The organism is Brucella anthropi ATCC 49188, from assembly GCF_000017405.1.
GTDB classification, from domain to species: Bacteria; Pseudomonadota; Alphaproteobacteria; order Rhizobiales; family Rhizobiaceae; genus Brucella; species Brucella anthropi.
The window spans coordinates 721,468-734,602 of record NC_009667.1 but is presented as its reverse complement, the minus strand read 5'-3'; the positions used below and the strand labels follow the sequence as shown (position 1 = coordinate 734,602).

Below are 13,135 nucleotides of genomic sequence, written 5' to 3'. Positions count from 1 at the left end.
TGCAAAAACGCGCGCGAACTGTCCGCATATTACTGAAAAAGGTGTCCGTGAATTAGTGAAACCCGCAGTGATCGACGCCCTCGGTGGCGCAGAGCCGGGCCAGCTTCTGGTACTCGCGCTGGAAGGTCGGCAGCTTGAGGGTCTTGAGGTAGTGGGACAGCAGGATCTCGGGGGCTTCGGCGCTCATGCGGCTTCCCCCGCATCAGACGACAGAAGCCGCATATATGCCTTTGCCGAGGTCTTCTCGACCGTCGCCCCCGGCAGGTAGGGATAGATCGCCAGGTCCAGTCGTGGCGGCCGGTGCTCGACCCGGCACAGGATCAGATGCTTAACAGCGTCGAAGCCGATCGCGCCGAGCTGGATCGCCTGCTTCACGGCCGCATGTAGGTCGGCAAGGTCGAAGCTCTCCAGCAGGCGCAGGACCTGCACGTACTCACGCCGGCCATGTTTTGCCATGCGGCCTTCCATCAGCCGGCGCAGCGTCGCGAACTCCTCCGGCAGATCCCAGCCCTGCAACGGAGCTGCCTGATCCAGGGAATTGATCTTCTGCTCGATAAGCGGCAGGTAGTGAACGGGATCGAAGACGACATCTTCCCGCTCCCAGCACCGCGGATGACGGGCAATGATCTCGCCACGGCAGCCGATCACCACCTTGTCGACATATCCCCGAACCCAGACATCTTGATGGCCGTAGGCGACCGGCACGGAATGGTCGTTGGTCTTGTAGCGGACGAGCGACTGGGCCGTCACAACAGCGCTGGCCTGGTCGCAGGCATCGAACGGCGACGCCGGCAAAGGACGCATGGCGGCAAGATCGTGCTGCAGCCGTTCGCCAATGGTCTCGCTCTCGCCGCGCAGCTTATCGCGCTGGCGTTTGCGGCACTGCTCCTCCAGAAAAGCGTTGAAGGCGTCCCATGTCGGAAACTGCGGGATCGGCACCATAAAATTACGTCGGGCATAGCCGACGAGACCCTCGACATTCCCCTTGTCGTTGCCTTTGCCGGGACGGCCGTAGCGATCCCGGATCAGGTAGTGGGACAGGAAGCCGCTGAACAACGTCGCCCGCTTGCGTGTGCCGTCGGGCAGGATCTTGGCCACCAGGCAACGGTCGTTGTCATAGACGATCGACTGCGGCACGGCCCCGAAGAACGCAAAGGCGTGGATATGACCATCCACCCAGGCCTCGGCCACCGCCGCCGGATAGGCCCGCACGTAGCAGCCGCCGCTATGCGGTAGATCGAGGACGAAGAAGCGGGCCTTCTGCTCGACGCCGCCGATCACCACAGTCGCCTCGCCGAAATCGGCCTGCGCATGGCCGGGCGGATGCGACAGCGGCACAAACACCTCCTGGCGGCGCTGGTCTCGCTCCCGTATATAATCCTTGATGATCGTGTAGCCGCCGGTGAACCCGCATTCGTCACGCAGCCGGTCGAACACCCGCTTGGCCGTGTGGCGCTGCTTGCGAGGCATCTTCAGGTCTTCATCGAGCCACTGCTCGATCGTCGAAACAAACGCGTCCAGCTTCGGACGTCGGATCGGTGAACGCCGCTGATAGCCGGGCGGTGTCGAATAGGCCACCATCTTGGCCACGCTGTCGCGCGATATGTTGAAATGCTTGGCTGCCTCACGCCGGCTCATCCCTTCCGAAACAGCCAGCCGCACCTTCAGATATAGTTCCACGGTGTAGATCCCCTGTCCCTCCTGCGATCATTGCAGAAAGGAAATAGGTGGCCGGATTTTACTCCGCCCGCGGCTGGACTATTCCGCCGCTACCGTGGCCGACTTTTGCACCGCCGCTCTCAGTCCCGGTCGTTCATAATCCATTTGTTCTGATAAAATTCGTGATTTCCGGGGACATAGATAATAGGCTTCTCGTAGCGCCTGATCAGGAATTCCAGCGTTATGTGTAGATCTGGCGCTGCGTTGAGATCGCCGGCAATCATGATCACATCGCAATCCGGTGCTTCTTCCCGTGTTGGATAAGCAACATCCTGCAGTTCATTATGCACGTCAGACCAGATCCAGAGTTTCATGCCATTCTCCCCTTATTCCTATCCGTATTATCGAAGCCGTTTTCGTGTCAGGCTTTTCCAAGACAGGCATCCGCGTCTCTGGCAGGCGTGCAGAGACGTCGATACCGGCTGCATGTCGGTTGATATTGTGCTGTCTGATCAGCTTCATTCTGCCTCATTGGCCTATGTCTTTTTGGCCAAGCCGATAAAAGAGACTGAAGGTGCGGGCATAATTTCTGTCGAGATCGAGTAACCAGAGCTCGGACGTGATGCCATTGGGCACGATGTAACCAAGATGAGGATGTTCGAATAATACGCCCTCCAGGCACGTTGCCCGCCGTGCGCTCAGCTTCCAGTTGGTGATCGCTGGCGAAATTGTCAGTATCCGCTCATCCGGATAATCACCCTGGAATATCCGCTCGAGATCATCGACCAGAGCTTTCAGCATCCTGATTTCGAGTTCGAGCTGTTCGCGATTGTATTTTCCGTTTTCGATTATGACTGTCATGACGTGTTCCTGATGTATGAAAAAATGAGGGATCGTTCGGGCGCGCAACAACGCGCCCGGAGATTGGCGTTTCCTGATTTCCACGCATTTGATTGTTATTGAGAGCAAAAGCTGAGCTGTTCAGCGTAACAAAGACATCCACCCTGATATCTGGACAGAAGATACTCCGCTACCTCAGCTATTTTGCTTTAACCTTCGTTCTCATTGGTTGGCCGTTAGCTTAGTATTGAGATGCCGGATACCCCAGTTGGTCTGCATCGCGACAAACTCCACATTGCTGCATAACGGATAAGCCCGTGAGACGCAGTTCATATGCTTCGCACGAAGCATTGGCTGATTGGCTCACGTCGACTCAACGCCATTATCCGGCGTCAAAATCTGAATCTTCGGCGTGGACATCTTGTCCAGCGCTTCGACCGCAATCTTCGCGATCTCTTCATCGATCAGACGCGCTTGCTCAGCTTCCGTTTCCGCGAAAGTATCACCAAGCCAAATGATGAGCTCTTCACGAAGCGCTTCTTGCACGCCGAGCACTTTTTCTGCGACACCCGGTGCGTCGATCAGTCGGTCAAGATCAGCCAGCGCCCATATCCCATCCTGGCGTTGGCTTTCGCTGAGCAGTGGGTCGATCAGCGCGAATTCACACTGTTCGATATCTATGCCATAATATTGCTGTGCCAAACGAGGCCAGACCAATGGCATATTCGATGCTTCAATACGCCATTGATCCAGAGCCCTTTTATGCGCGCTAATGCCATAAATCAGACTGAACACCCGGAGGCGTCTGCGCTCTTGTTCATAGAACATCAATTCAAATGTGTAAGGGCCTGCCGGGAGTTCCAAGACGCTCCGATCTATATCGTTTTCGACTGCGAGAGATTTCGATGCAACAGACTCGATGACGTTATTAAAAGTATCGCGGGTCAGCGGCATAGAACGAGAGGAGCGGAAATCTCTTTGAACTTTCACAGCCGATTTTGCTACAGCTTCTTCCATCAGCCCGATGATCTTTTCTCCTTTGTTCCAAAGCGCCCAGCGACAGATCTGCTCTGACAAAGCTCGCTTCTGGCTACTTCTGTCATGAGCACGGTCGATCAGATGAAAACATAAAGACAGGTGTAGCGCCGCGTTTAATTCACGTGTGTAGCTTCGGTGCGGGATTTTGTGTTCGATCAAGTCGATGTAGCCGATCACGGTTTCTGCAAACATGATTTCTCCATCTCCAAAGCGACTATCGGCTGCCGGAGCTAAATGGTGTGAAGGGTTGGTCGCGCTTGCCATTGCAAGCGACGTCGGTTTCCGGAGACAGCAAAGACCGTGACGTTGCGCGCGAACGCACACGACCAGAGTATCAAAATAGGAAATTGGGAGTTCGGGCTTTAAAGAGCGCCGAACGCGTCAGAAGCGGAAATTATTTCCGCTGCGGAGCCGCAAGGCTGATAAGATTATCAAGCCGCAGATCTTTTAATCCGGGACGAATGTCGATAATAACCAGCATAGCTTGGCTCCTGTTGTTGGCAGGCTAAGTCAGTCTCCATTCTGGTGTTACCAGCACCCGGATGGAGGCGCCTGATCAATCAGGCAAGGTGACTATTGCAGGATCTGAATTTGGCTGCAAGGATCCAGAACAAAAAAAGATCCCAATCGAGAATTTTTATCTAAGTCCCGGATATCACCGGCTTTTTTCGATTTCGCGCTTGCGGCTTCAAAAGCCAGTAGCCGTAAGGCTTCTGTATCGGTCAACGACAGATCTGGACGATTAGAAACAAGGTAAAAGTTATCCACAGGCGGGACCTCAGCCCCCATTTTAACAGCAGGCCAGAGCGCTCATTGAGCGAAGCGTCCCTGCCCGATATCTCGCCGGGAACAAAGCATAGATAAAAAAACTTCGATGCTGAATACGTTTCGGCCTTACTTTCAAACGACGTTTGCCGCTGAATCGGGCAAATTGCCTCGGGTAACTCTCTTCTCGAATTCTGAATCGGATTACTGCAAATTATTTCGATTTGAAACGCGTTGCCGATAAATCGAAATGACGTGCCCGCACATTGCGCACCCCAACCGGACTGCCATTTCATACTCGAGATTTCCGATTCATCTGCAAACGGCGTTTTACGAAGTAATGGGGGGAGAACAGACAAAAGGGACAAACGCCGTTTGCGAAACGATCCAGTTGAAATCAGGCAGCCACAGTTTTGGAAGCCATATTCATTGTTCCGGGTCGTCGGCATCTCCATGAGGCATCAGATGCACTTTGCGTCGGAAATCCCAGCCCCTTTAATTTATCTGTCAATCAGATCATCAATGACATCCAATGAGGCGTCTTTATCGAAGCCCTGATCTGCCAGCCCATCAAGCAGCAGATCAATCAGCTTCTCCATCCCGTCTTGGTTGCCAGACTTCATCGCTTTGGCAATCATGAAATGCAGGAACACCCGAGCAACATCATCTCGTGTCGGTTTACGCTCTGCTCTCATGCGATCCCGATATTCTTTCTGCCGCTCGCGCTGTTTGCGCAAGCGTTCTGCCTGCTGCTTGCTCGATGCCATTTCACCCCCAGTTGCCCGCTAACAATTAAATTATGAGCCCGAAACCTGTCGGCGCAAAGTGCTTTTCGTCAACCCTGCCTGCCCGCAAACGGCGTTTGCGCCTGAAACGGAAATCTCGAATTCAGCAACGTTCGCCCGGAACTTTGCAACGCTCTTCCTAGGTTTTGAATCGGATTACTGCAAATTATTGCGATTTGAAATGCGTTGCTGGCAAATCGAAATGACATGCCGACACGTTGCTATGCCCTACCCGCAACTTCAAATGAAGTGCCAGGAAATTACTGCAATCCATATCAAGTGCTCGGGTCGCCGATGCAAACGTCGTTTGCACTATTCTATATATTCCCCGAACCTATTTCCGAAACACGGGTCTGCTGCGCTTTCCGTTCCGTTCGATGGATGCCTCCCACGTTGATAATAGATACAGCGCGACACCTAACGACGTCGCGCTGTTTTCTCGATTACGGATTGCGACGCCGGGACGACTACTCTTTTTCTTTTCTAAACCAGGGCGCTGGTTCTTTCGCCTCGACGTACGGCAGTAAACATAAGAACTGTGGTTGCAGATGGCCCGTAATGACCGGATACACGTCAATTGTTTTTTTCATCACCGTCAAGCTGGCAATGTTCGTATAACGTGTCTCTCCCTCCGTTCGGCCCAGATGCCCGGTAATGTCTTCCATGATCGACATTTCTATCCCCTTCTGTTTCAGCGTGTTGCTGAACCCATGGCGCAGGGCATGGATTGCACGACCCCAAAGCTGATCACCAAGCCCCGTTTCCGCTTTCAGCAAAGGGACAAAGCTCTTGTAGAAACGATCACCGGTGTCGTTTTTGCGTCTTGGAGCGACCAATTCAGGAAATAAACATCTGTGTCCGAGTTCATTCAAACGCTTTGCGTAGTCGATAAAACCCAGTCGGATAAGCTCATCTGGTACGGGGAGATCGCGGACTGATTGGAGGTTCTTCAATCCTCGGAGCTCATTTTTCCGAATTTTGATGGACCACATACCTTCATCCTTTGCGTAAACCACATCATCAACCATGAGGCCCGTAAATTCGGCGCGTCTTGCGCCCAGATATGCGTAAAGCATTGGAACATAATAAAGGGACGAATGATATACGGTCTGCCCGAACTCCCGCATTTCCTGCGGCATCGGCCCGGCACAACCGGTGAACACCGGAAGCTGGAAGATCGGTTCAACCTGCTCAGGGCCGGGTTTAGCAGTCAGCGCCCGAACGGATGCGAGGCTGCGTTTCTTCGGCTTGATCCCTTTAAACGTAAATGCCCGCAACATGAAACCTGACGCGACAAGATGGTTCAGGAATTGTTCGAGGTTACCAAGATGACGCCTGATTGTTCCACTCGACAAGCCGACCTTGGGTGCTGGCAAATTAAGCTTTTGTGCGCGGATTACTTCCCGTTCTGTCGCCTCACGTAATTGCATTGTCGTCATTGCCACGTAACGCGAACTACTTCCCCATCTGGCAAGGATGTTATTGAAATGCTGGCGCAACGCCGCCAAGTGGGTCTGGTTAATGCCGCTGCTCTTGAGAACATTGTGCTCGTCCAGAATACCGCAGAAAATGCGAACAACTGTCTTGACGTCCTTTGCCGTGTCTTCGTTCCAGTTCTCACGGTTGTTGGCGATCAGAAGGTCGCACTGCTTCATGAATTGCTTCACTGGCAAGTCCTGCCCAGTAAGCCCCAACACGTCAGATGCTGATACAGGAACAGGATTTTCCACAACTGGCTGTGGCTGTGGCTGTGGCTGTGGCTGTGGCTGTGGCTGTGGCTGTGGCTGTGGCTGTGGCTGTGGCTGTGGCTGTGGCTGTGGCTGTGGAATGATATCCGGCACAGGTTCCACATTTACAACCGAAACAATTGGTGCTGGCCGGGCAGGGTCTGGTTCAGCCTGCTCGTCAGGATAATCGATGAGATAACGATCCTCGGTGCTAAGCAGCACATCAGCACGCGCTTTAAAATATTCGGCTTTCGCTTTTTCGAAATTCAAGATCGAGTAAGCGAGGCCGTTCTCCTGCATAAGTGCTCTCAGTTCGCCAGCGAAGCGTGATGTTTCTGCGTCTTCTCGCTCTCCGCGATATGTTGTAACGATGCCTTGATACAGGCTCTTTGGCATCTTCGCCTGCTCAAGAAAGCGCCAACCCTGACAACCTCTCTCTTCGAACAGGACACGGCGGGTACCGAATTTTTCCAGAAGCCTGTAAGCCCACCCGACTTCCAGATCTGCCGTCAGATTACCGATCTGATGGAAACCTGTCGGAGTGCGCTGGCCTGCAAATTGCAGGTTCTCCATATGATCATTCATCCGCGCGATTTCGGACTGAAACAATCGTTCGAGGGCTTCTTTCGACATCAATGCACTTCGCGGGTTTTCAGCAATTTCATAAAGCAGAAGATTGAGCTTGCGGGCCATGTGGCCTGCTTGCCGATGATCAGATTGTTTGAGGCTGAAAGCAAGGTGACGCGAACCAATATTGCGTTTCAGATTTACCGGAAGGCGCGCGCGCCAGTAAAAAATATTTCCGCGCCGTTGAAGATTCTGAACCTGATGTCTGATTGCCATGATGGACTCGCCGTTTGGAGCCACGAGACGAACCGACCAGGGCGAATCGGCATGTGTCATAGCTCTGTGTCACAGTTTTGTGCACAGTCGGCGAAATGGAAAAAAGCTTGAGGATTCCCAGCCAGGAAACATTAAGTAAAATCAATAAGTCGTTGATTTTACTCGTAATTCATGGCTGGGGCGCCTGGATTCGAACCAGGGAATGGCGGTACCAAAAACCGCTGCCTTACCGCTTGGCTACGCCCCAACAAATCAAACCGAAGCAATTGGTTGCGCGGCCTTATAGCCGCTTCGAAACCCGAGCGCAATCGCCTTATCGCGAAATCCCGCATAAGCTGACAGGCCCTGTGAAGAACGTTTTCAACCGCATATCGTCGCCACTTGTTCCCTAAAGCGAAACCGCCGATTTGCGTCCAGCTTCAAAGCTGCTACTTCCTAAAGGACAGATGTATTCTCGGTATTCACTATGCTGTTTTTGTTGATTTCGTTTTTCGTCAGCGCTGCCTTGTGCAGCGTCGGTCTATATCTGCTGAACCGGCTCTTGCCCGAGCGCTTTCTCGCGGCTCATATGAGTTCTCGTTCCAACCACACGACGGTAGCACGGCAGATTGGCGGGCTGGCGCTTGTTCCCGCCATCATCGCGACGCTGCTGATCTTTGCGCCGGACCTGGAAATCAATGCCCAACTGGCGCTTTGCCTTTCCGGGGCTTCGCTCTTGCTTTGGATCGTCGGCGGACTGGATGACCGTTATGAGCTTTCGGAAGTCATCCGATTGGGATCGCAGTTCATTGCTGCCGGACTGGTTGTCTACGGTCTGGGACCGGGTTTCCGGTTAATGCCGGACCTCCTGCCCTACTGGCTGGAGACAGTTCTCATTGTCTTTGCACTGGTGGTCGCGATCAATGTGACCAACTTCATGGACGGCCTTGATCTCATGACCGCAGCCGGGATAGGGATTCCGTTAGCTGGAATCGGCATTCTCGCTGCTATTGGTCTTGCCGGACTGGAAAGCGGTGGTATCGGCATCATCGCAGCAGGTGGAGTATTAGGTTTTGCCCTGTTCAACCGTCCACCGGCAACCATTTTTCTGGGCGATTCAGGAACCCTCCCGCTTGGCCTGATCGCCGGCACAGCGCTGATCCTGCTCGCACGGGAAACGCATATCACCGTGGCGCTGATCCTGCCGCTCTATTATATTCTCGATGCAGGCACGACCATCGTGATGCGGTTAAGTCAGGGTGAGAACATCCTGAAAGCACATTCCAAACACGCCTATCAGACAGCGAAGCGCTCCGGCTGGAGCGTACTCACGGTGATCGGCCATGTAGCGCTTTTGAATGTGATTCTTATCACCTGCTCCGTTGCGTTGCTTGCTCTGGACCACACAATCACACAAATCGCTTTCCTGCTCGTGGCAATCGTCGCGACGCTGGTATTGCTGCTGGATTTTCGCGGGCGCTTCAGGAAGTTATAACGCCGAACAGAACCTTGCGGACCGCATCGAGATCGCCGCTTTCCATCGCGATACGAAGTGCAGTGAGGCCGGCCGGAACATCCACCTCAGCCTTCTTACCCCGAGGAGCGCGCATTATCTTGGGATGGCGCGTCGGTTTCGCCTGCGCAGGATCGTAGAAGAGCTCTTCATACATCTTCTCGCCTTCGCGAATCCCCGTCGTCTCAATGGTAATATCGCCGTGCGGGTTTTCGTCGTTTCGAATGGTCAGCCCTGCCAGCAGGATCATGTTCTCTGCCAGGTCGCGGATTTTCACCGGCTCGCCCATCTCCAGAAGAACCGTGTCGCCGGACGCGGCAATGCCGCCAGACTGTACAATAAGCTCGGCGGCTTCCTTGATCGACATGAAGTAGCGGGTCATGTCCTCATGCGTCAGCGTAATCGGACCTCCATTGGCGATCTGTTCGCGGAAGAGCGGGACGACCGAACCGTTCGACCCCAGCACATTGCCAAAGCGGACGGAATAGAAAGCTTTCTTCTTTCCAGATTGCTCTGCCAGCAAACCGCAATAATAGACGACCAACTCGGCCCAACGCTTGGTTGCACCCATCACATTCGTCGGTCGCACTGCCTTATCGGACGAGATGAGGACCATTCGCTCAACATCAGTGTTGAGAGCGGCCTGTGCGACTTCCAGCGTGCCGAACACATTGTTGAATATACCAACCAGCGGGTTTTTCTCGACAAGGGGCACATGCTTATAGGCCGCACAATGATAGACCGTATCGACATTATTGTCGCGAATGGCATTCTCGACGCAGTCCCGGTTGCTGACGGTCCCAAGGATCGGCACGATCTCGCAACTTGCTAGCTGTCTGAGCTGCCTTTCAATATTGTAAAGTGCAAATTCACTCGACTCGAACAAAACGATGCAGGCAGGGTTCCACTGGGCGATGGTACGGCAGAGCTGGCTGCCGATAGAGCCGCCAGCCCCCGTCACCATGATGCGTCGACCCTCGACCACCTCTCGCAACAAAGCAGCATCCGGCGGCACAGGCGAACGTCCGAGCAGATCGTCAATCTCCACATTGCGTAACGAGCTGACCAGGTATTTCCCGGCCGTCAGATCGGCGATTGGCGGAAGAATACGTGTACTGACAGGAAGCCGCCCTAGAAGCCGCGCAAAATCCTGGCGCTGTTTTTGTTCCAGCGCCGGTTCCGATACCACCACCTGCTTGATACCGTAGTTTTCGATCAAAGCGGGAATGTCTTCCACGCCATAGACCCGCAGCCCGATTATATCCATGCCATTAAGCTGGCCATCAGGATCGACGAAGCCGACAACCAACGTGTCGCTATGGCTGCGGAGCGCCGTCGCGAGCTGGCGGGCGGGTTCTCCCACGCCGATAATCAAGGCAGAACTCGTATATCGTTTGTCCGTCTCGGAGCTACGCAAAAGCCACTTCGCACCGAAACGGCTGGCCGATATGAACACTGTGCTCAAAAGCCAGTAGAGTAACGGTACCGAACGCGGCAGACCGGTACTACCGTAAAGTTCCATCAGGAAAACGAGCGCAACCCAGAAAAGCGCGGCGATGGCGGTAGCCTGGAAAATCGGCCAGATCGCGCGTTCAGCCAGATAACGGATGATGGCGCGGTAAAGTCCAAACCGGATGAATACCGGAATTGCCAGAACGGGCGCGATGAAAATCAGGAACGTCTGCCCTTCGTTCGGTACAAAAACGAAGCCAAGACGGATGACAAACGCCAGATAAGCACTCAGCAACAGCAGAACACAGTCGCTCAGCATCAGAATGATCTGTTTGCTGGCGCGGGGCAAAAGCGCCAGTCTCTGCCATGGATATTTCAAACTCATACGCGTGTTATCCCGCTCTCCTACGGAGAGAAATACCGGAACGATTCCAGCGCCATAAGGCTATTCTTACTACTAATGGGGACTAAAGCTTAGTCAATCCCTTCGCCGCTTGCTGCACGCCGTGGCTGCGAAGCATTCTTATTTCCCGGAACCGTTAACATGAGTCCTCCGGCAGGACTATATCAATTGCCGTTTCAGAGGCTTAACAAACATCTTTTGGCTAAATTACGGCCAGTAGACTGTATCCTGATAACAGTGTGGGCCAATCCGCCGCACTCTATCTGCCTGTTTTACGCATACCTTATCCCGAAACCGGTTCCTGCTTTCGGGAAACATGCTTTAAGCAACGACAGTGCCGCTGCGAATGCTGCGCCAGTTGGCGCCATCAGAATAGACCAATTCAGGATCCGATGGAGCATCAGTGACGTAGACCACGCCCCCGCGCCATGGATCGCGGGAAGGGCAGCATCGAGACGGATGGGGCCATCGAAATGAAGCCGGGTCTGTGGCCAGATTGAGGCTACTGCAACATTGCCGGTCGCGTGATCGATCTTTATCGCCTCACGCCATTGCCCGGTATCGCTGCTTACCTTGACGCTGAAATCATTGCTGCCGTTCAACCCCATCTCCGCAAAGCCGGTCCAGTTGGTCTGATACAGAAGGCTTGCCCTATCGGTGACCGCCTGCTTGTTTACCTTTAGTGATAGCCTGCACCAGCATTATTGAACAGGCTCGCATCCGACGAAATAGCAAGCCGGTTAACCGCATCGGCAGTGACATGAACACCGAACATAGATAGGGAGAGGTTTTCCGGGACTCACGAAACGCCCGTCCAGAGTATGCCGTCGAAAACCAGCAGCTGCGCTTCGTCCTCGACACAGACCTGCCAGCCGATAGCAGGTCACGAACAACCATCCGCAATCAATGAAAGATGCTATGCGCCGCCTTTTCCTGCCCATGCCCCTGCAGCAGCCGCAATGCCTCATTATGAGTGACATGTTTCTGCGCCTGAGTGGGCAGAATATAGGGCATTTTCAGATTTGGGTTGGGTCCATGAACAGCTCCTCGCAATGGATAATGCGAGGATTCTAGTTCATTTGCCCGAAAAGGGGATAAGTCCGGATCAGCTTCCACGATACGTTGAATAGGACCACGGGCTGACAAGCAACGGCACATGGTAGTTTCCATCGACATCGGCGATTGCGAAGCGGATCGGAATAAGATCGAGAAACGGCGGATTGGCTTGTTCCGCACCGCGCCCCTCAAAATATTCGGCAACATGGAACTGCAACTCGTAAGTGCCAGTGCGTAATTCATCGCCGGAAAGCAAAGGAGCATCCGTACGTCCGTCGAGATTGGTCACCGTGCGCTTGATCAGTTCGGGAGCGCCGTTTACGCCAATACGATAAAGTTCGACGCGCATCGCCGCCGCTGGACTGCCATGGGCAGTGTCGAGAACGTGCGTGGAAAGTTTACCCATAATACCCCTCGATAAAGCTCAGGCAGGTTTTGTTGTTTCAATACGGTATGTGGTGTCAGAGAAGAAAAATTCCTCCAGATTGTCTTCCTTGCCTGCCCTGTCGACAATCAGAAAATCGGATTTCTGTTCAAGTGCCAAGAGCGGGTGGTGCCACACATTGCGCAGATAATTGACGCCCTGATTACCGTGCGCAAGGAAAACACGCAGACGTGCAGGCTTGCCACCATCGTCTTCCGCGACCACCACAAGAAACGGCCTGCCATTCAACGGAATGAATGCCTGTGAACCGAATGGATGACGTTCCATCATGACGATGTCGATTGGCGCCTCGAACGACTGCCCCCGGAAAATATTGACGAGAACCCTTGCTTCGGTGCCAGCGGCTTCGACGCGCGCTAGATCGTGGTATCGCTCGGTCGTGCCATTGTTGATCAGGCGAAGTTCGGCCCCTTCAGTCTCGATGACATCGCCAAACGGCGCAAAAGCTTCTTTTGTCAGCGGTTCAATCACCAGAGTTTCGACGTGCAAATCATCCTCCCCGTAAAAGCAGATTTCTTATAGTGACAAAGCTTGGTGATGTGGCTTCTGTCAATTGCGAAGCAGTTTCAACCGAAACAAGAAAAAGCCGGGCCAAAGACCCGGCTTTCAACATGTAAAACTGATAAAAAT

General features: G+C 53.6%; 10 protein-coding genes, 1 tRNA gene and 2 pseudogenes. 1 reads left to right on the top strand and 12 read right to left on the bottom strand.

From position 1 onward, the window contains the following. Window positions 1-58 precede the first annotated feature (58 nt). From OANT_RS27080 to OANT_RS03600, 8 genes and pseudogenes are all read right to left on the bottom strand, one after another. Window positions 59-187 (bottom strand): annotated as a pseudogene (locus tag OANT_RS27080) (AAA family ATPase); the annotation flags it as partial. After that, window positions 184-1,680, bottom strand: coding sequence for an IS21 family transposase (gene istA / locus OANT_RS03635; RefSeq protein ID WP_012090958.1), 1,497 nt, complete (start codon window positions 1,678-1,680; stop codon window positions 184-186). The pseudogene OANT_RS27080 and the gene istA, both read right to left, overlap by 4 nt. A gap of 119 nt (window positions 1,681-1,799) precedes the next feature. After that, window positions 1,800-2,033 carry a metallophosphoesterase gene (locus OANT_RS03630; RefSeq protein WP_012090957.1) on the bottom strand — a complete coding sequence of 78 codons (234 nt, stop codon included), beginning with the start codon at window positions 2,031-2,033 and terminating at the stop codon, window positions 1,800-1,802. 154 nt (window positions 2,034-2,187) lie between these two features. Further along, window positions 2,188-2,520 carry a hypothetical protein gene (locus OANT_RS03625; RefSeq protein ID WP_049768390.1) on the bottom strand — a complete coding sequence of 111 codons (333 nt, stop codon included), beginning with the start codon at window positions 2,518-2,520 and terminating at the stop codon, window positions 2,188-2,190. A 342-nt stretch (window positions 2,521-2,862) separates the two neighbouring features. Continuing rightward, the gene (locus OANT_RS03620) at window positions 2,863-3,729 is read right to left on the bottom strand and encodes a hypothetical protein (RefSeq protein ID WP_012090955.1); all 867 of its coding nucleotides are present in this window, start codon (window positions 3,727-3,729) and stop codon (window positions 2,863-2,865) included. Window positions 3,730-4,802: 1,073 nt separating this feature from the next. After that, entirely contained in the window at window positions 4,803-5,069 is a 267-nt protein-coding gene (locus OANT_RS03610; RefSeq protein ID WP_012090954.1) for a hypothetical protein, read from the bottom strand. Between the two features lie 485 nt (window positions 5,070-5,554). Beyond that, window positions 5,555-7,657 (bottom strand): DUF6538 domain-containing protein, encoded by a 2,103-nt coding sequence (locus OANT_RS26840; protein ID WP_174893704.1) that lies wholly within the window; start codon window positions 7,655-7,657, stop codon window positions 5,555-5,557. 172 nt (window positions 7,658-7,829) lie between these two features. Further along, window positions 7,830-7,904, bottom strand: a tRNA-Gln gene (locus tag OANT_RS03600). Window positions 7,905-8,123: 219 nt separating this feature from the next. Between OANT_RS03600 and OANT_RS03595 the strand changes: the two genes are divergently transcribed. Beyond that, window positions 8,124-9,131 carry an MraY family glycosyltransferase gene (locus tag OANT_RS03595; RefSeq protein WP_012090952.1) on the top strand — a complete coding sequence of 336 codons (1,008 nt, stop codon included), beginning with the start codon at window positions 8,124-8,126 and terminating at the stop codon, window positions 9,129-9,131. On the opposite strand, the gene OANT_RS03590 is transcribed toward OANT_RS03595, so the two are convergent. From OANT_RS03590 to OANT_RS03575, 4 genes and pseudogenes are all read right to left on the bottom strand, one after another. Continuing rightward, on the bottom strand, window positions 9,118-10,986 hold the full coding sequence (locus tag OANT_RS03590; protein ID WP_012090951.1) for a polysaccharide biosynthesis protein: 1,869 nt from the start codon (window positions 10,984-10,986) through the stop codon (window positions 9,118-9,120). The two genes, OANT_RS03595 and OANT_RS03590, sit on opposite strands and share 14 nt — an antisense overlap. Window positions 10,987-11,325: 339 nt before the next feature. After that, a pseudogene (locus tag OANT_RS03585) lies at window positions 11,326-12,018 on the bottom strand (DUF2793 domain-containing protein). A gap of 91 nt (window positions 12,019-12,109) precedes the next feature. Continuing rightward, the gene (uraH, locus tag OANT_RS03580; RefSeq protein WP_012090950.1) at window positions 12,110-12,466 is read right to left on the bottom strand and encodes a hydroxyisourate hydrolase; all 357 of its coding nucleotides are present in this window, start codon (window positions 12,464-12,466) and stop codon (window positions 12,110-12,112) included. A gap of 18 nt (window positions 12,467-12,484) precedes the next feature. Beyond that, on the bottom strand, window positions 12,485-12,994 hold the full coding sequence (locus OANT_RS03575) for an ureidoglycolate lyase (RefSeq protein WP_012090949.1): 510 nt from the start codon (window positions 12,992-12,994) through the stop codon (window positions 12,485-12,487). Window positions 12,995-13,135 lie beyond the last annotated feature (141 nt).